Source organism: Gelidibacter maritimus (assembly GCF_014062315.1).
GTDB lineage: Bacteria > Bacteroidota > Bacteroidia > Flavobacteriales > Flavobacteriaceae > Gelidibacter > Gelidibacter maritimus.
Window position 1 is genome coordinate 27828 of sequence record NZ_JACGLT010000022.1, and the last position, 20974, is coordinate 48801.

Below are 20974 nucleotides of genomic sequence, written 5' to 3' on the forward strand. Positions count from 1 at the left end.
ATATAATAAATTAAACAATAGATTAGATATGAAAAGATTTTTGAGTTTTGTATGTGTTTTGGCATTAGTTGTTAGTTGTGCTAAAGAAAAAAAAGAAAAAGTAAGTGAAACCAATAAAACACTTGATTTTGTTACACAACGGTTAGAATATACTTTAAAAGCTGAACCTGATGCAATAAAAATTCCACGAACGACAACCAATGACGGGAGTTTGGTAACAGTTGGTAAATATGATTGGACCAGTGGCTTTTTTCCTGGAAATCTATGGTACACGTATGAGTTGACCAAGGATGAGAAATGGAAAGATGAAGCGATCAAAAGAACTGAAGTTTTGGATACCATACAATATTGGACAGGCAATCATGATGTTGGTTTTATCATGTATTGCAGTTATGGTAATGGACTTAAATTTGGGAATCAAAAACAGTATAAAGACATCATTATTCAAACTGCTGAATCATTAAGCGAGCGTTATAACGACACTACAAAGGCTATTAAATCATGGAACCGTCAAAAATCGTGGGATGGCACCTATTGGTATTACCCAGTAATTATCGATAATATGATGAACTTAGAACTTTTGTTTGAAGCCAGCAAATTAAGCGGAAATTCGAAATTTAAAGATATCGCAATACAACATGCTGAAACGACTATCAAAAATCATTATCGTGACGATTATTCTAGCTACCATGTTGTGAATTATGATACCATCACAGGCGCTGTTCTTAATAAAAAAACAGCCCAAGGATTTGCAGATGAATCTTCTTGGTCACGTGGTCAAGCGTGGGGACTCTACGGGTACACGGTATCTTATAGATATACAAAAGATCCAAAGTTTCTTGATTTTGCAGAAAACATTGCAAATTATATCATCAAACATCCAAACTTACCAAAGGACATGGTGCCATATTGGGATTATGATGCTGGAAATCCTAATTTTCAACCTGAATGGAAGTATAATGAAAGTGATTTCTCTACAATTCCACGCGATGTCTCAGCGGCTGCAATTACAGCTTCTGCGTTATATGAACTATCAGAATATTCAGATAAAAAAGCTGAATTTTTAAAAGCAGCAGACAACATTATAGAATCCTTATCATCACCATCGTATATGAATGAAAATAGTAAGAATAAATTTTTTATACTAGACCATAGTGTAGGAAGTATTCCACATGGTGTCGAGATCGATGTGCCGTTAGTTTATGCTGATTACTATTATTTAGAAGCCCTATATAGAAAGAGCAAATTAGACAACAATGAAACCTTCTAAAGGAAGTATTGCGTCGCGATTAATAAAGTTGACAAATCTTTAATATTTTTTAAATGAAACATATTCTTATAGCATTTGCATTTTTCTTGTTTTTCAATTCGGTTTGCAACAGTCAAGAAGACACCCCATTTTGGTTGGATGAAAAGATTAATGAAGAAAATAGAATGCCCATGCATGCATCTTATTATGTTTATGAAACAGAAGCATTAGCTGCACAAGGTGACTGGAAATCTTCAAGAAATTACCTCAACTTAAATGGAAAATGGAAATTTAAATATCTTGAAAATCCTAATAATCTACCTTCAGATTTTGAAAGTGTAAACTTTAATGATACTGCTTGGGATGATTTTAAAATACCAGCCAATTGGGATGTGAATGGCTACGGGTATCCTATTTACACAAATACTACTTATGATTTTGATTACCTTATCGACGTAAATCCACCGTTAGTGCCTACAACCTATAACCCAACAGGGATCTATAGGCGAACCATTACGGTTGATGATACTTGGCAAGATAAAGATGTGTTGCTTCACGTAGGCGCGGCAAAATCCAATCTTACTGTTTGGGTAAATGGAAAATATGTAGGCTACGGGGAAGATGGGAAATTGCCACAAGAATTTAAACTCAATACTTTTTTAAGGTCAGGTGAAAACACTATTGTTTTAAAAGTGATGCGATGGAGTGATGGCTCTTATTTAGAGTGTCAGGATTTTTGGCGCATGAGCGGTATTACAAGAGACACCTATTTGTATGCTAGAAATAAAACGCATTTGGTAGATTTTGAATTTATACCAAGTTTAGATGAAAACTATAGAGATGCTACGTTAAAAATAACTACCGAAATTTCGGAAATCACAAAAAAAGATGCCTATAATTTAGAGGTTGAGTTAAAAGATAAAGGTGTTGTAATGGCTTCCAAAGCCTTTAGGATTAATGAAACTACCAAAATGAACACCTTTACCTTTGAGGTTAAGAATCCAAAAAAATGGACTGCTGAAACGCCTAATTTGTATCAATTAACGTTCACTTTAAAAGATAAAAGCGGTAACATCATTGAAGTGATTCCACAACAGGTGGGTTTTAGAGCTATTGAAATTAAAGGTGGCCAGCTTTTAGTCAATGGCAAGGCCATCTATATAAAAGGTGTGAACCGTCAAGAGACAGATCCTACAACAGGACAAACCATTTCGAGGGAGAGTATGGAAGCAGATATTAAGCTGCTTAAGGAATACAATTTGAATGCCCTTAGAATGTCACATTATCCCAACGACGAGTATTTTTATGAACTATGCGATAAATATGGTATTTATTTGGTGGACGAAGCCAATTTGGAATCCCATGGTATAGGCTATGATCGCGACAAAACCTTGGGAAACAAACCAGATTGGGAACTCGCACATTTACAACGTATCAAGCGCATGGTAGAGCGGGATATCAACCACCCTTCCATTATTATTTGGAGTATGGGCAACGAAGCAGGGAATGGTCATAATTTTTACAGTGCTTATTCATGGCTGAAAGAAAGAGATCCGTCGCGACCTATTCAATATGAAAGAGTGTCCATGGGTGAGTGGGAAGGTCCAGAATTGGTATATGATTATAATTCTGACATTATATGCCCACAGTACAGTTCTCCTAACAGTATGGAGGATTATATAAAGGCCGATCCAAACCGAGAAAGACCTTATATACTTAGTGAGTATGCGCACGCTATGGGGAATTCTATGGGGAATTTTAAAGACTATTGGGATGTTTTTAGAGCTCACAAAAACTTTCAAGGTGGTTTTATTTGGGATATGATCGATCAGTCGATTTATAAAACACGAGACGATGGCACCCGTATATTTGCTTATGGTGGCGACTTTGGACCGGAAGATGTACCAAGTGATAATAACTTTTTGAATAATGGGATGTTCAACCCAGAACGCAAACCAAATCCACATGCGTTTGAGGTTAAAAATACCCTCCAGGATATTCTTACTTCATGGGACAATAAGGATGAGGTTACTATTAAAGTTTTTAATGAGTTCTTCTTTAAAGATTTAAGTAATGTGCAGTTAAACTGGCAGTTAATTTTGGACGGACAACCAGATATTAAGGGTAGCATTAACAATTTGGACATCGCTGCCCAATCCGAAACAAAATATGTGCTTCCTATCCAATTAAAAGATAAAAATTTTCAAGAAGCCTTTGTAAACATCAGTTATGTTTTAAAAGAGGACGAACCCTTGTTGTCTAAAGGTTTTGAAATAGCCAAAGAGCAATTACATTTAGATGGTGAATGGCAAAATAACATGACGTTAGCTGGTGCGACGAAGTTGAAAGTGAAAAAATCAAAAAGTGACATTAGGTTCAAAAGCGCCAAGACTGAGATCCGATTTGATAAAAACACTGGATTTATTAATAGCTATCAATTTAATGACCACTCTATTTTAAAAGCAGGCTATCAATTGCGTCCTAATTTTTGGAGAGCGCCTAATGATAATGACATGGGAGCTGGTTTACAAAAAACATTAAGAGCTTGGAAAGAGACTACAGATAATCCTGAACTTATTAGTTTGGGCTATTCAAAGACAAAAGCTCATAAAATTATAGTGACTGCAGTGTATAGCTTACCTGAAGTTTCTGCGAAATTAAATCTTAACTATGAAATCAATAGTAACGGCGAACTCCTTGTTCATGCAGAATTAAACATAGATGAAGCTATCAAAACACCGATGTTGCCAAGGTTTGGAATGGAACTGATTTTGCCTAAAGCTTTTGAAAAAATTTCCTATTACGGCAAAGGACCTTTTGAAAACTATATAGATAGAAAATACAGCGCAAAAGTTGGTATATACAATCAAACGGTTTCAGAACAGTTTTATCCATACATCCGTCCTCAAGAAACGGGGAATAAAACAGGTGTGAGATGGTATGAGCTTTCAGATAATAACATAGATGTTAGCATCCAATCCGACACTTTATTAAGCATCACAGCGCTTCATTATTTCACAGAAGATTTGGATGATGGTCTTGAAAAGAAGCAAAGCCATCCAGAGGACCTAAAAGAACGGGATGCTACAAGTTTAAAAATAGATTCTAAGCAAATGGGGGTTGGGGGCATAAATAGTTGGGAAGAAGTCCCTATGGAAAAGTATTCACTTAATGCAAAACATTATCAGTATCAATTTAGAATAACTCCAACTATAAAATAATTAAGTTTTGATTTTATAAAAAGGCTTACCCGAAATTTCGAGTAAGCCTAATTGAGGGTTGCTATTAATTCAAACTATTTTACAACAAACTTTGCGGTTGCTATTTGATTGGTTGTTCTTTCAAACACTTTCAAAAAGTACAATCCAGATGACAATTCTGCCGTATTGATTACTGTCCCTTTTGCTTTTTGGTGACAGGTTCCTAAAATATCGTAAACTTCAAAAACAACATCATCCGAAAATCTTGACATCTTGAAGTTTAGATGATTTCCTGAATTCACAGGGTTTGGATAGACGAATACCGAGAATTCTGATGGGCTGGCATTAACTGGAAGATCTTCCAATCCGAGAGTGGTATTATCCAAATTCCCTACATTGAACTCCGAGACTTGAATAGTGTTTCCTGAGTTAACATCCCATCCGGTAATTACTAATTTGATATAACGGTAGCTCACCTCAGGAAATGACACTTTAACCTCAGGAACATCAGTTGCAATTGCCACATCTTCAATGATTGGATCAAATGGTCCATCTTCTGAATCACTACCATAGAAAGACACTGAGGAGGCTCTTAAAATGCTAAGGCTATTGTCCGTTCGGTGTCTATAGACAAAGAAACTAATATCTTGCTCAGTTTGCATATCGATGGTAAAGGATGGCTCATAATCCGGATCAGTTGTAATTCCTCCAAAAGTCCTTCCTGGCTTTACAAACAAAAAGGCGGTTTGCGTATTGTCATCTATGATATACTCTGGTTCTGTACCTCCCACAACGGCGTCTGAAGGTCCTTCTATCGAGGTTTTGATGATCCAGCCTGACTTATCCAACAAACTTTCTTTGCCTGGGTAAAGCGGCGAGTCTTGATTAATATTAAATCTTAGGGACTGCCCTAAATGAGGGCTGGAAGCGCTATAAGTGATTAACTTGGCCTCATCTACTGAAGGGGTTACGACCCCCAAGTTAATTGGAATTGTCCCATTTTTTGGATCTGCAACATGGATTATTGTTTCAGCTTGATCAATATCTTTGACCAGCACGACACAACCAGCATCTGCCTCTATTGCAAAACCATTATTTGTAAACTTCGCTGGTTTGTGAAAAACCAACCCATAACTTTTTTGTGCTTTATGGTAAACTGCCTGTAAAGAATCGGAATTCACCAAGATTTCAATATCTGAAATCGAATAAGTATCTGCTTCCGCCTCTGAAACTCCTGGAACTATCACGTAAGCGTAGGTGTCTTCCGTGGGGTCAACACCATGGTCAAAGGCTAATGTGAAAACGTCTTTAACAACCATAGGCTCATCTGCATAATTGGTATTTATACTTGACCATTCACCAGTTTTTTGCTGCGCCGTTAGATTGACGTTGCCATGCTCTGGAAAATAATAGGCTACTTTATCGTGATATACCCAATCTAAGTTGCTGTAATCATAATGGCCTGAGGTCATGGAAGATTTTGTACCACCGGAAGACACGGTGATGTTCCCTTCAAGAAGGTTTTGATTGACGGTCGTATTTACTTTTAGACCTGAAGTGGATTGAATGCTGTTTCCTAAACAAACAATTTCATTGTCAAAAAAGAACCATGCTTTATTGGCTGAAGTATTGATTCCACTATAAGTGTCGATATGTTGATAGGCAGAAATGGTATTTGAATTATCGGTTACTCCACCAACAAAATCTGACTGGCCTTGTTGAATATAACTTGATGCTTGGGGAATAGAAGTGTATTCTGGAGAAGTAACGCCAGGGATTTTAGACCAGTCCCATACAGGGAAGATATTATAATACTCATCGCCATCAACAAAAATTCCAGTAGCACCATCGGACAAAAAGTACTGTTTGATGCCCTCTCCATTATCGCTTAGATATTCGTTGCGAACTGTTCTATTGGAAACCATGCGTAAATCTACTGTATAGGCTGGTTTGTTGTGTAATGTATAATCGGAATGATAAAAATGAGCGCTCGAAGGGGTTATGCCATAGCTTGGATCTTCGGCTCCTGTTAATCGAGAAATTACATTATCGTAAATTGACGCATTTGCAGGATCAAGACTTTTCATTCGTTCAAAGATACTTGTATCTCCCGTCTTTTTTGTGGCATTAGGTCGGGTAGAGGCCCGTCCTAAAGGGTTGAAAAGCATATATTCACCTCTAAATATAGTTGCATAGGAATCCTTTACTAAATTACTTAGAATTTGCAATCTATCAGATGGAATGGCATATTCTGTGTCTACAGCATACATACTTGCCTTGGTAATTCCTGTTAGAAAAACGTTTCCATAGGAACCAGTATATAACTGGCGTCCGTGTTGTGTGTATGAATTATCATATTGTATCCCTTCACTTCCTGTTGTTAGCTCAATAGGAGAATAGATATAGGTCATTGCTTCGTTCAGTAAATAGGAATCTTTGGTAAGACAAGCTCTATACATATGGTGCAATGCCACATCAATGCGGTTGGCACCAGTTTGAGACGAAGGGCTTCCTCCATTATTGCTTAAGCGTGCAATAGCTGTGTTCAATAAGGCTTCCGGGATGCTTTCATTCCCTAAATAATCCATTAGGATAAGATACTGCCCCATTAGTTTTGGTTCTCCAATTTGGTTATAATACCAATTGTTTGAGCTTGGTTGCTCGGTTTGCCAAAATTGAAGCATGGTGTCCATCGTTGCTTTTAGGAAAGTATCTCTATAGTAGGTGCTTTCTTCATCAGTGTAGGCCAGCCCCATATCCATTAATCGGTCTAAATGTACTAGTGGAGGCCAGTCTGTTCGGGCGGTTGACGAATAATCGACATCAGGGAATGCGCCATCTGATTGCAATTGAACCAAGTAAGAAGCAACATCTGCATCTCTTTGACTAACATCTTTTGATTTCTCTTGTATGAGGTCAGCAACAATACGTTCTTTAAACACGTCAAATACCAACTTATCCAAAACCGTTACTTGACAAGTTGCTGTAATCGATGGGTCATTTAAGGCCATAGCCGTAACAGTCACGGTACCTAGGGTAAGACCTTTAATTTTATTATCTGAAGTAATTTCTACGATAGACCCATCACTAGATTTCAACGTAAATTCCTTATTGGCTACAAAGATTGGAGAGAAGTTAACTTTTAAAGTTTCAATATCATCTATCACAAGATTGTACTCCTCATTTTCGAAGGCTATTGCCGTTGGAGTTACTGCATTGCCTATTGCCAATATTTTGGTGTCAAAATCTACGGGACTTGAGTATTCGCCCTGCATCCATACGATATCTAAAGGAGCATTTTCAGGCAGGTTTTCTATTCGTTTTGGACGTATGTTCACTTGGTTGGAATCTGTTCCTGAAGTTAAAGCTTCTGCTTCTTGCCAAGTACTTCCTGAATCTGAAGTGGTATATTTGTAGATTTCGAAAACACCTTGCTCACTTCTTTTAGACAAATAAACAGTTGATAAGTCGTTTGCAGCAAAGTTAAGACCCCCTGAAGAAAACGAATTTGAAGGAAACCGCGATTGGTTTGCAGAATAGGCTGCAGTATGCAGACCATCACCTGCATCTGCTATTTGTGAGGTGACCCATTGATTGCTGCTACTGTCCCATCGGGCCTGGTTGTAAACATGTTCTGTGCCATCAGCATTAAAAGTGTCAAATAATACTACAGGTTGATCGTTACCATCTAATTGAATATCGTAAGCCCATGCTTTTTTACCACTTTCTTCTTCATTGAAGATTACATCTGGTGGACTTCCTGCATCAATACTTGACTTGACTATGGTTGTCCCATCTGCTTTAAATAAATCAAAACTTAACCCTGTGGCAGGTGTTGAAGTTGTTACCAATTTCATATAATGTATCGAACTTTGGTCATAAGCGTAAAAATTACCTGACTCACCACCATTGGCTAGTTGGGTGAAGACAATATGTATGGCGCCATCACTATCTTGAACAGCCTTCATGTACGGGATATCTAATTTTACCTCATAATCATTGCCATTTTGTATAGGAAATAACCCTGCACGCCTATTGCCACTCGCTAAATCTGCATTTACAGTTTGGTCTGTTGCCGAATTTAACCCTGCTCCATAAGTTATGCCAACACTATTTTTTCCGCGATATAGCACATAAATATCGTCTCCCACTGCAAATGGAAGAGTTCCACCGGCACCATACGCTATAGCTGTTTTTGGATTGGACCACTGTGAAATATCTTCAGGACTGGTAGTAACCCAAATAAAATAATGGGCCTCTCCTTCATTTCTGGAAGCAAACAATAGTATTTGGCCGTTCTCCCTCACTAACAACGCCGGCGAGGCAAAATCACCTCTATAGCTGGAAGCAACGACGGTCTCTTGATAATCACCAGTAGAATGGTTATACGACGCTGCCACTAAGGATTTATTACTGTTTACCCATGAAAAATAAGACTTCCCGTTATGGTAAACGGCACTTGGCTGCGAATTCACAGACCAAGCACCGTCTTCAGTTAAAGGAACTGTAATCTTTTCCTGAGCACTTAAAATGTTGTTTCCTAAAAGGAAAACAACAAGTAATGCAAAGAGTAATTTGTTTTTCATAATAACTATTTAAGAATTAATAAATTTTTGAAGATAAAGCTTGTAATTCAGTTGCTTTAGGCTGGGTACAAATTATTATTATATCTTAAGTTACAGTTGTCTGATTTGCTTTAGTATTTGCCGTTTCTGGTTATTTTTTGAAGGTTTTATGTCAATATATCCACGATTGTTGGTATTCTATACGATTCTGTGTGATTTTTAAGATGAAACTTAAAGCTACTCTAAACTTGAGGTTTATAATCTTTCTTGCTATTAAGGAAATTACATGTCTGTGATATGCTATGGGATAGGAATTGGACTATACGATAATGCTGTTTCAGGAGAGGATCTATAAAGAATTTCTGGAGCTCCTGTTTTTTAACCTATGAAATGTGAGGCTACTTTAAGAAAACATCTCAAAGTGGTTTCATCATAAGATGATTTATGGTGCTTTAATGAATCATGGTCAAAAAAAAGGGAAGCTCATACATCATACATGAGCTTCCTTTTTATGGACTTTTATTTCAGGGTATTAATATTTCACATGGTAGTCTTTCGCAAACGCGGCGCCATTCCATGCCTTTTGAGAAGTCCATTCTTCCGCAGGACCATTCCAAAAAGGATTATCGGCAGGGAGACCTAATGGTAAAAAACTTAAGGATGCCATATATAAACTTCCGGTGGACGTATAATAATCTGCTATTTCCGGAGTGTGTCCCGTAAATCCAAGCTTTAACCAGCCATTTTCATCAAACGCCTCGTCGCCAAGCATGTTTTCAGTGACTTTTGTGAGGGCACATCGCACTTGTGCAGGACTGACACCTTCTGGCAGGATCTCTTCCAATGCTACTTGTGCCAACGCTTGCATTGCACCGGTCCGATAGGTTATTGATCGTCCTATTACGGGAAATGTACCCACTGGCGAGATCATTCGTTCCAATTGATCGGCGTAGCGTAACATGCGTTTTAGAGCGCGATCGTAGTCAGCTTGCGGTTTTATGTTATGTCTGACCAAGATTTCCAAAGTGTCCACTAACATCGGGTGAATTACAAACGAGTTGTAATAATCAAGCGCAAAGGTTGGCCCGTCACTGTACCATCCATCACCCACGTACCATTCGTCAAATTTGTCGAGTGCTTTATCCACTGCTTTCTTATCCCAATCTTTTTCACCTATTGAGAGCAAAAAAGATTCTGTTAACGCGGTGAAAAGTAACCAATTGCTATCGAATGCTTTTCGCGTTCTCAATGCTTTAAGTTCTGTAATCACTCGTGTTTTAGTTTGCGCATCGAGTGGCTCCCATAATGCTTTTCTTGCTCTAACAAAACCATGGACCATATAAGCGGCATCCACAATGGGTTGATGCTCTTTTCTGAAATTCAGATAATCTGGACTTGATGGGTTGACTCCGTTAGCTATTCCTTTGAGTACATTGCTTCTTAGGGAGGCTCTTAGTCTTCCTTCCTCAGAAGAGTCATCCGGGAGAGCAAGCCATGGTGCTATTCCCGCCAAACATCTGCCAACGGCTTCCAAATAGGTCACGTTCTTTCGGCTGTCGTAAAAAGGCGATTTTTCCACTAACATATTTTTCTTTAAGGTTCCTTTTGCAAGGTTTGAAAAAATGGGATTAGCCATTTTATAAATAATGTTTACCCATAGCTCCCTATCATTTCCATTGGCCGGTGGTGGAGGGGTCAAAATATTATTATCAGCCACCATTTCAAAGGGTGTGATGGCGGAAAGCATCACCGCTCCAGAAACTGACCCTAAAAATTTTCTTCGTTCCATGTTGTTTTAAGTGTCTTAATATTAATAGGCTGGTTTTTACAGCTGCATCTAAATTTTATAAAAGGCTTTAGAAAAGCAATGCGCTAAAACCTTTGATCCAAAGTTTTAATCGCATTGCTATCTAAGACTAACAAAAATAATTGTAGAGTGCCCGTCTTATTAAAGTTTGGATATAAATAATAAAGCGGGCATTCTTTATTATATACCTCAATTAGAGTTCTTCATAATTGAGTTTGATAATATTGAAATCTGATATCTGAACCGTATTGCCTGTGGTATGCCACTTGTCGTAAGTTAACTTAAAATAGCGATAACTAACCGTTTTAGGCAAATCAACGATGACTTCATTTTCTTCAACGTCAATAGTCAAACCTTCGGCCACCGGTTCAAAGTCTACACCATTGTTGCTTCCGTACACACTAGCTTCAGCTAATCTTAAAAAAGCTGATGCATTTCTGAGGCGATGACGTAAGTAAAAGGCATCAAAATCTTCTTCCTTTTTCATATCAATAATAAAATGCACTTCCTCATCGTTTCCAACGGTTATTCCTCCTAATGACTTTCCTGGTTTTACCAAAACCAAACAGGTAGGTTCTCCCTCCATAGTGCCGTAAGCGTCTGGATCATCGATTAAACTTTCTGGAGTCCCAACGACAGTACCATCAGCGAAATATGGGTGAGAGGTTGTGACTTCCCAACCATCACGATCTAAATTTTGATAGGTTGTGTTTCTGACTTTAATTTTTATGGTTTTTTCTATATTGCTACCATCATCTGATTTAATGGTAATGTTTACATCTCCAAGACCTACAGTGCTAACAACCCCTCTACGGGTTATAGTTGCAACTGAAGTATCATCTGATGCAAAGATTAAATCCTTGTTGGTAGCGAACTCTGGGTTAATGCTAATGATTTCTGATAAATCAAAGGATTTATCGATACCCATATAAAAATCCTGATATGCTGGATCTATATCTAAAGACTCAATCAAAAACAATTTACTATTCACTTTAATTGTTATGGAGGTCCATAAATCGGTATTGTTCACTGGATCTATCCTTAATGCAGCTTCACCAACCCCAATGGCGGTAATAACACCGTCTTCGCTTACTTTAAAGACCTCTTCATTTGCGCTAAAGTACTCATAACTGTACGTGTCTTTATCCACAGCGTCATCTGGCAATAACTTCACATTGACCTTGTATGTATCAGCGACTTCCAAAACGACAATGTCATCAGTTACGCCCTCCACTTCCATACGTGTTACTTTGATAGCGTTTTCGATTACATCGTCATCAGAGTTACACGAAACAGTCATTAGGGTAAGGGACAGCAATACTGTCCAGACAAACCCAATGCTTTTCATTAATCTCATATTCTTATAGTTTATTTTCATAATTAAAAAAACTTTACTAATTACTTATATTGATTGATATTGTCATCCTGAATATCTTCCACATTGTCATGCGGCATTGCATAGCCTTCCGCATTGATTTCAGTAATTAGAACATCAATTTGTTCTTGTGTGATTTTAAACTGCTTATTACCGTAATCGTTTATGGTTTTATCTACAGGCGTAAGGAAGCCCCACTTCTGGAAAAAGTCAATCATATTTAATCCTGAGATTTTACAAACCTGACGTACAAAATCTAACTGCAACAATCCTTCGGTATTGCTGCTGGTATTTAAATTAGGGGTGATTCGATAGTGCTCATAAAGATCTTTATAGAAGTCTTCTTTCCCTAAGGCGTCAATCATATATAGTTTCAGTTGCCAAAAAGGCACGAGTTTTACCATAAATTCATTTGAGGCATTATCTAATGCATGAGGTGCTCCAGCGTCGATAATATTAGCCTTAGCCTCGGCGTAGGTCCCATCAACAAGTAATTTAGATGGTTCTCCGAATTCGGTCTGTACATACATAGACATGATGTTATTGGTGACTTCAGTTGTTCCAGCCCATTTTAAGGCTGGCCTAAGTTGATTGACATGACCAACTTCATGAGCAGGACCCCATAGACGGGCTTCAAAACGATCAGCATTACAAAATATCTCTGCATAACTGGAGGTATATGCAGTTCGGTTATTTGTGGCATATGGACTTGCGCCGTTATAATCTATGTGGAAATACATTCTGTTCTTAAACATTTTGCCATATTTTTCCAATCCTGCAAATTCAGATTCCAAATAGACTAAACGATCGTATTTTTCTAAAACACTTACAATATCCGTGTTGTATGATCGGAAGTTTTCGGTTGTCCAGGTGATATGAGAACGCAAGCCTAGCACATCTATATCTTGGTATGGTGCATTATTCAGAATTGTTGACCAGTCTTCACTAGTGTGTTTGGCTAAATCAAAATAGCCGTTAACTTTAGCGTTGACAAAATGAATATCTACTGATTTCGCTGCAGCGGCAGTCTTATCTGCTTCGGATTCCAAAATGAGTGGAATATTGTCTGTGGTAAGGTTTTGGACATAAACGAGTCCTCCAGTATCGATATTCAACCGATTGACGCCTTCTATAAGTGGGTAATTTTTAGAACTGCCAAAACCGATGTTTAGGTCTTGAACAACCAATGATATATTTTGTTTGTAAGGGCCACCTACAATCACCACTAATTCATCGCCTTCTTCTACATAAATTCCTGATGGATTATCTCTTAAACTATATGTTGAGGTTTTGTTAATTGCGCTTTGAATCGATGGGTTTTGATACGGACGGAATGATGCTACTCTATATTCAGGATCGTACTCTTCAACAAATAAATCTAATGCTAAATTGCGTAACTCATCATCTGGAATGGCTTTCAATTGAGCTTCGGTGACGCCATCCTTCAAAACTGAGAAGACATCGTCTTCAAAAATGGACGAATAATCATAGCCTGTGTTGCCATCTTGATAAAACTCCATTTCTGCACAACTGATTCTATTTTGATACGCAGAATAAATATCGAAACGCACTTTGGCAACATTCGCGATTGGAGTCTCCAATTTCATTATGGTTGGGTTATGGTTACCATCCCCGCGTTCGTATTTACCCACTTTTGAAAAGCTATCAGGAGCGTCTGCGGTTGAGACCCAAACCTCGTATTCGTTAAATGATCCCCATTTGTTTCCTGAATCCGATCTTGGATAGTAGATAATTCTATTTAAAGTATGTCCTTCAGCCAGGGTGTATTCTATTTGGAATGGCCACTCGGTAATTGCACCAAATTTTGAATTGAAATAGGTTTCGTAATCACCGTCATATGAGTTTACAAGACCACGATCCTCGTTTACTGTTTCTTCAGAGGTTGCTGTGCCACTTATGACATCAATTAGTTGATCACCTACAGCGGCTTCTTGGCTAACTGGCACTTTTCTACTGTAATCTCCATAGTTTATGGTTACAATAGTGCTTCGTGGGGACTCATAATAGTTGGGCATGGTAGTTACATGTAAATAGTTCCCTTCTAAATCAAGTGTACACCAATCCTTTCCATTATCAGAGACCTGGTAGATAACATCCTGTGGATTGATATCGTTTGTGAGTACTAAATACACATCTTTAGTTCCACCGCTAGTATTAAAATCTAGTTCTAGAGGCAAGACCTTTAACCATCCTTCATTTTCGGAGTCTATGACATTATCTTTATCACATGATTGAGCTCCAACGACAAGAATCATAAGTAAGGCATAAATCCAGACTTTACTTTTATAAAATTGTTTCGTTATCATCTTTTTATCTTATTTGATTATGTTATTTAATTGGCATGATCAATAGGTTCAATATTACTTTCAGAACCAGCATATCCTTCATTCTGATTGATATGACCTTGAACGTTTACACTTATGGCAGACTCAGAGATCGGCCATAGTACATGCCATGGAGCAAGAGTATATTCATTTCCTATTTGATTGGTGACACCTAGATTATAAAAGTTTGTCACCGATGAAATATGATCAAAAAAGAAATTATTTTCAGAAAAATTGGCTAAGGAATAACTTTTGCCATTATCGGCTGCGATTCCTGTTTTTGCGTAGATATAGGAAATTCGTGTGAGCTCTGTTTTTCTTGGTTCTTCATAGAACAATTCACGAGCACGCTCATCAATCAATTGGCGCATATTTATTTCTGCAGTAGTCAATGTTCTGGCACCCGCTCTTTCTCTTACCGCATTGATGTCAGTCATGGCGTTGGATAAATCACCTTTCCAGATATGAGCTTCTGCCCGGAGCAAATAAGTTTCTGCTAAACGGAAAATGTACCAAGCAGCGCTACCACCTCTCCAGTTGGCAGTTTTTTGATCCGGAACATTTGATTTATAGTTCGGCCAACCTCCCCAGCCTCGAATGGTATCCTTACAAATTGCACTCACGTCACCACCTACCGATGCCAACGCTTCTTTAATTGGTCTTCCAAACCATTCGCTTTTACCTTCTAAATTTGGACTGTTATAATTGAACTCCTCAACGTGCATCCAATTCTTAGATTCACGATCGTGACGTAAATCGGTATTGTCCAATTTCCAGATTAAATCTTGTTGGTAACTGGTGGAGCGCAAGGTGAAAATACCTCGTCCGTACTCAGCCAAATATGGATTTTTAACTTCATCGTTATCCACAAATGCATTTTCTCCATTTGGAGTAGATATCATCCCTGGATAAGAATACCATGGAATGACCTGACGTTTGATTTCCAATCCTGTAGGCGTTGCAGATTCATCCTCATATTCGTCGGTCACAACATATAATGCTTCCCTGTTTTCTGAAGATGTTTTATTTTTATTTTGATGTAGGTCCCAGGTCACGTTTTTTGTGGGGTCATCAGAACCAACGGCATTACCAAAACGTTGTGTCATCAGCGAATGTGATCCTCCGTCAATTACAGCAGAGGCTGATGCGATAGCATCATCAAATTCGGCAAGTGCCAGATTGATTTTAGTAAGTAAATGATAGGCTGCCCCTTGAGTAACCATTCCTATGTGGACGTTTTTTGGCATAAATTCTACGGTCTGGTCGAGATCTTCTTTCATTTGTCTTAAAATCACTTCTCTTTTTGTAGTATAGAAGTCGTAACGCGGGCCGGTAACTTCTTCTGCAATAAATGGAACATCACCAAACTGGTTTACTAGTCTATAATATCGGTAGGCACGATGAAAGTAGGCCAATGCCAAAACTTCTTTCATTTGATTTTCGTTATCAAATTCTGCAAATTCAGAACGGGAAATTATAGTATTTGCATCCTTAATGCCTTTATACAGTGCTTGCCAATAAAAATGGACTCGTGCTCTATTACCGCCACTTAGGTTTGCGCTTGGCGTAATTTGACGCACCAAATCCTGAGGAGCACTTGCATCATCTACACGACCGTTTACACCGATGTCTGAAAAGAAGGCTTCGGTTAAATAGGCAGGATCTTGTGAAAATCCTGTTGGATAAAACTCTAAATAACGCACGTCACGATTCAACATATCCGTTCCGGTCTTTAATCCTTGATAATCTTGAAATGCATTTTCTGGCGTGTAAAAGGATAAGGGTTTTGGATCTAACCAATCATCGCTACAGCCTACAGTCATCATTAGAGCTGTAAACAAAACGAAATATCCTGCGATTTTATTTATATTTTTCATAATCTTCATTTTTTAAAAGGTTACATTAAATCCTAATAATATACTGATGGGCACGTTACTGCCGGAAAGCTCAGGATCTTCTCCTGGCCAGTTGCTCCAATAGGCGATATTTTTACCGGTTAGGTTTAAATTCATATCTGAAATTTTTAATTGCTTCAAAAGTGAATCAGGGAGTGTGTACCCGATAGATACATTATCCAAGCGAATGAAATCCGCCTTCCTCCAAACCGAATAGCCTATGCCGCTAGGTGCCTTAGAACTTAATCTTGCATAATCATTGGTAGGGTTATCCTCACTCCAATATTCCGTTATAATTTGGTTGGTGGTGTTTATCAATGCACCATCATTTTTAGCACGGTTGAAAGCTTTTTTCTGACCTAAATAAGAGTATAGGTTGAAGGAAAAATTGAAATTTTTATAGGTAAAGGTATTTCGCATGCTCAATCGAGTGGTAGGCACTTTCGATCCCTGAAAAACCTTGTCTTCGTTATTATATTTTTGGTTGCCATCTTTGTCCAAGAATTTAAAATCTCCAGGTGATTGACCATAGACCGCAGCTTCATCTTTTTCGTCCGTTTGCCATACGCCCTGAATATTATAATCCCAAATCTCATCAATGGACTTTCCTATAAACCATCCGTTGCCGATGTCGTCTGCTTCTTTTTGCCCGATGACATTTCCATTGTCATCTAAAACATCCTGCATTAAACCATGTAATGAATTAATTTTGTTTTTGTTATACGAATACCCTAAAAAAGTTTCCCATTTAAAATTATCGTTTCTTATGTTGGTTGAATTTATGGAAAGTTCTATTCCCTTATTTTCTACCTCACCAATATTACCCCATACATTTGAAAAACCTATGATGTCCGGTAAGTCACGTTGGATAAGCAAATCGTTGGTTTTCTTTTGGTAGACATCCACGCTCCCTGTGATCCTATTATTTATAAAACCAAAATCGAATCCAATATTATATGATTCTGTGCTTTCCCATTTTAAGTTGGAGTTTGCCATTCTATAGGCATAATAAGCATTGATGCTGATTGGTTCGCCAGAAGCATCATAGTATAAATATTTCCGAGCGTCAAGGTTCATTAAAGCTTGATACATTCCAATGTCTCTGTTACCATTTAACCCCCAAGACAATCTGAGTTTTCCATAGTTGAACGCATCAGATTTTGGGAAAAAGGATTCGTTTGTAAATACCCAACCTGCCGCAATGGAAGGAAAGGTCGCTCGAGGTTGCTCCTGACCAAAAGCTGAATACCCATCACGACGAACTGTTCCTGTCAGCATATATCGGTCGTCATAACTGTAATGTAAACGCGCCATAAGTGCGTCACCTGTACTGTACGTATCGTTACTTGAAATTTTTGGATTGGTTCCCCATTCAATACCGTGTGCACCTAATATATCACTCGGTTGAAAGCCGCTATTGGTCATGGAATCTGACCATGTTTGTAACTTCTCCAAGTTAGCTAAGAATGTGAAATCGAAATCATGCTTTCCAAACTCTCTTTTCCATTTCAAAGTGTTGTCCAACTGCCAGTTATAAGTTCTGGAATTCGATCGTGATGCTGTATTTGTGGCATCTGCCCAAAGTGGGTGTGACGTCGAATTATGGTTTAAATAATTGCGCCATTGGTAGCGTGGTGAGAATGTAGACTGGACAGAAAAACCATGCGGTAAACTAATTTTTAAATATAGTGCGGAGTTTAAAATGCTGTAATTATCCATTCTATCGATATACTCCCGATTCAAAAATGGATTATAACCATTTAAATTGTCATTGGGATAATATTTATAGGTTTCCCCGTCGTTTTCGTACAGACTTCCGTAAGGGGAAAGAGGTTGATACCCGCCAACACTTATGGCACTTTCATCGCGGTTAGTAAATTGGGTGTTGACCCCAAATGTTAAAAAGTCAGTAACCTTGGACTCTAAGTTTAATCGAGCGCGAACTGCAGAATATCCAGATCCTACTTGATTGGCTTCGTTGTCAATATAGTTAAACGACGTATAATAGGAGGTGTTCTCCGTTCTGCCAGATAGGCTCAAAGAATAATCCTTGCTAATGGCTGTGCGATAGGTCATATCTTTCCAATTGAGCACTCGGCCCGCCATATAGTTTTCTCTCTCAATGTCTGAAAATCCTAATCTTGTAAACCACACACCGGTAGGGTCTCCACTTGAGTTTGTCATCGCCATCCAATCCACCAGATCCCTGTTTGGTAAGTTCTTAGGATTGTCATAATAGCCTTTCTGTCTGCCTTTGTTCTGTGCTTTCATTACTTCTTGTCTGTAAGCAATAAACTCCTCACCTTGATAAACATCTGGTAAGGAATTGGTAAACGCAGAGGTCAATATTGAAGAAAATCGAATGACCGGTTTTCCAGCTTTTCCTTTTTTGGTGGTGATCAGGATGACACCATTCGCGGCCTTGGCACCATAAACAGCAGCCGAACTGGCATCTTTTAAAACATCAACACGCTCAATATCCTGTGGGTTGATGTCTGTAAGCTCTCCGTCATAGATAACGCCATCCAAAACAAATAATGGGGTAGTACTGCCACGTAAATTATTTTTACCACGGATAAGAATATTCCCTGCATTGCCTTTCGCGCTATTGGATATTCCCATGGATAATCCAGGAACATTGGTTCGCAATAGGTCCTGTACTGTTGCAGGTTGTTCTTTTTTAAGTTGGTCGGCATTAACGGTGCCCAATGCACCCGTTAAATCTCTTTTCTTCATCGTTCCATAACCCACAACGACCACTTCATCAAGCTGGGCAAAATCTTCCTGGAGCGTTACCGTAATAAAATCTTGATTTGCCACCGTAATTTCAGAGGATTGGTAACCCATAAAGGAGAATACAAGAACTTCACCTTCTTTTGCATTGATACTAAAGTTTCCATCGAAATCGGTGATCACACCTCGCGTTGTATTCTTGACAAGAACGTTGGCACCTAAGATGGGTAAGCGATTTTGATCTAAGACTTCTCCTTTTATTTCTTGGGCGTTAACCCATGAAACTGAAAGGAAACAAAAAGCTAACACGGGTAAGATTCTTATAAGTGGTGTTTTTACGAATAAGAATGGTTTCAAAAAATGTTTCATAATGTTGGTCTAATTAATAATTATTATCTCGTGAAAGTTTCACACTCGGCAATGTTACTGTAGTTAATAATGTTAATAAATCTTTTAATTCCATGGTTTCATTTGTGTTTTGTGCCCTTGTCCCAACTTGTAAGCATTTGTGTTTTTCTTAAAAAGGAATCCACTTCAAATTGAAACTTAAAGGTGGAACTTGATGGGCATTTTACAGTTTGTAAATTTCACTTCCGGCCAACAAAAAAGCACCCACTCCATAAGGGGCAGTCATGTCTGCGGTCACTTTTTTGGGATCAGCTCCAATAGGTTGCACCCAACCTAACTTTCCATCTTCATCTACAATAGATAATAATGACTCCCAAGCTTTGTTTGCCATCGAGCAATAGATGTCCTTGTTTATTAAGTTGTTGTTAATACCATAAGCAATCGCATAGGTTATTAATGCCGTTGCACTGGTTTCTGGTGCAGGATAGCTTTCAGGATCCAGGAGGCTAGCATGCCAAAAACCAGATTCACTCTGTAGCGATGCAAGTCTTGGAATAAACTCCTTAAACAAGTTTTCATAAAAAGACCGGTATTGTGAGTCTTTTGGCAATTGCTTTAAAATGCTTACCAATCCAGCTGCCACCCAACCGTTTCCTCTTCCCCAGAACACTTTTTTTCCATTGTTTTCGGTTTTATTGAAATAGCTATCATCCCTGAAAAACAACTTATCATCGGGACTATATAAGTGGTTGTATGTGCGTTTAAATTCCGCATCCATAAAAGCCAGATACTTTTCATCATTCTCTATCTCGGCTAAATGCGCATACACAGGAGGTGCCATAAAAAGCGCATCGCACCAGGTCCAAGATTGTTTGTTTCTATAATTCATGTTCGAGTTCCCTGGATTGCTCAGAACCCAATCCGCGCGTTCACGGACCGATGCAAGCATTTTTGGATCGCCGTAGAGGTCATAGGTATTTAAATACAACTGGCCAATACAGAACTCATCTGCATGATAAAGTTGATAGTGTGCATTGTTTTTAAAATTACTTGGCATTATCCAAGAGGTTGTTTCACCAATTCCCTTAAGCCATTTTAAAAAGGTTGGCTTGTTATTATCAATTTTGGCCCACTCGTTTAAACCCACATAAAACGTTGCATTGGTCCAAGAGTCAATACCGTGGTCATGTAGGTTTCCAGTTGTACCATAGGAGAAATTATCAATCTGCCAATTGGCAACTTTGTTTAATTCTTCTTTTACATCCGTCTTACTTACACAAGGTCTTTTTATCTCTTGCTCATCACTTTCCTTGCTGTCTTCCTTTTTATCATTACAGCCAAAATAGAGCGTAGAAGAAAGAAGAAATGCAACATACAATATCAAGTAGTTATATTTTTTCATTAATAGGGATTTATGATGCTTACAAATGTATTTTCATCAGGCTCTTAAGCTCTTG

Annotated in this window: 9 protein-coding genes; 2 read left to right on the forward strand and 7 right to left on the reverse strand. The window is 38.3% G+C overall.

All coding sequences use genetic code 11. From position 1 onward, the window contains the following. Window positions 1–28: 28 nt before the first annotated feature. Both H3Z82_RS18085 and H3Z82_RS18090 read left to right on the forward strand, forming a co-directional pair. On the forward strand, window positions 29–1270 hold the full coding sequence (locus H3Z82_RS18085) for a glycoside hydrolase family 88 protein (RefSeq protein ID WP_182206906.1): 1242 nt from the start codon (window positions 29–31) through the stop codon (window positions 1268–1270). A 53-nt stretch (window positions 1271–1323) separates the two neighbouring features. Next, the gene (locus H3Z82_RS18090) at window positions 1324–4470 is read left to right on the forward strand and encodes a glycoside hydrolase family 2 TIM barrel-domain containing protein (RefSeq protein WP_182206907.1); all 3147 of its coding nucleotides are present in this window, start codon (window positions 1324–1326) and stop codon (window positions 4468–4470) included. Window positions 4471–4544: 74 nt separating this feature from the next. Here H3Z82_RS18090 and H3Z82_RS18095 read toward each other — a convergent pair whose 3' ends face one another. From H3Z82_RS18095 to H3Z82_RS18125, 7 genes are all read right to left on the reverse strand, one after another. Continuing rightward, window positions 4545–9035 carry a polysaccharide lyase family 8 super-sandwich domain-containing protein gene (locus H3Z82_RS18095; RefSeq protein ID WP_182206908.1) on the reverse strand — a complete coding sequence of 1497 codons (4491 nt, stop codon included), beginning with the start codon at window positions 9033–9035 and terminating at the stop codon, window positions 4545–4547. A 511-nt stretch (window positions 9036–9546) separates the two neighbouring features. Beyond that, window positions 9547–10803 (reverse strand): DUF2264 domain-containing protein, encoded by a 1257-nt coding sequence (locus tag H3Z82_RS18100; protein WP_182206909.1) that lies wholly within the window; start codon window positions 10801–10803, stop codon window positions 9547–9549. A gap of 211 nt (window positions 10804–11014) precedes the next feature. Beyond that, window positions 11015–12199: an Ig-like domain-containing protein gene (locus tag H3Z82_RS18105; RefSeq protein ID WP_182206910.1), complete on the reverse strand. Its 1185-nt coding sequence runs from the start codon at window positions 12197–12199 to the stop codon at window positions 11015–11017. Window positions 12200–12219: 20 nt separating this feature from the next. Beyond that, window positions 12220–14523 carry a M60 family metallopeptidase gene (locus H3Z82_RS18110; RefSeq protein WP_182206911.1) on the reverse strand — a complete coding sequence of 768 codons (2304 nt, stop codon included), beginning with the start codon at window positions 14521–14523 and terminating at the stop codon, window positions 12220–12222. Between the two features lie 26 nt (window positions 14524–14549). Next, the gene (locus H3Z82_RS18115; RefSeq protein WP_182206912.1) at window positions 14550–16418 is read right to left on the reverse strand and encodes a RagB/SusD family nutrient uptake outer membrane protein; all 1869 of its coding nucleotides are present in this window, start codon (window positions 16416–16418) and stop codon (window positions 14550–14552) included. Window positions 16419–16430: 12 nt separating this feature from the next. After that, complete coding sequence (locus tag H3Z82_RS18120) at window positions 16431–19538, reverse strand: SusC/RagA family TonB-linked outer membrane protein (protein WP_182206913.1); 3108 nt, start codon at window positions 19536–19538, stop codon at window positions 16431–16433. A gap of 202 nt (window positions 19539–19740) precedes the next feature. Further along, a complete protein-coding gene (locus H3Z82_RS18125; RefSeq protein ID WP_182206914.1) occupies window positions 19741–20919 on the reverse strand; it encodes a glycoside hydrolase family 88/105 protein in 1179 nt (392 codons plus the stop codon). Window positions 20920–20974: the final 55 nt, after the last annotated feature.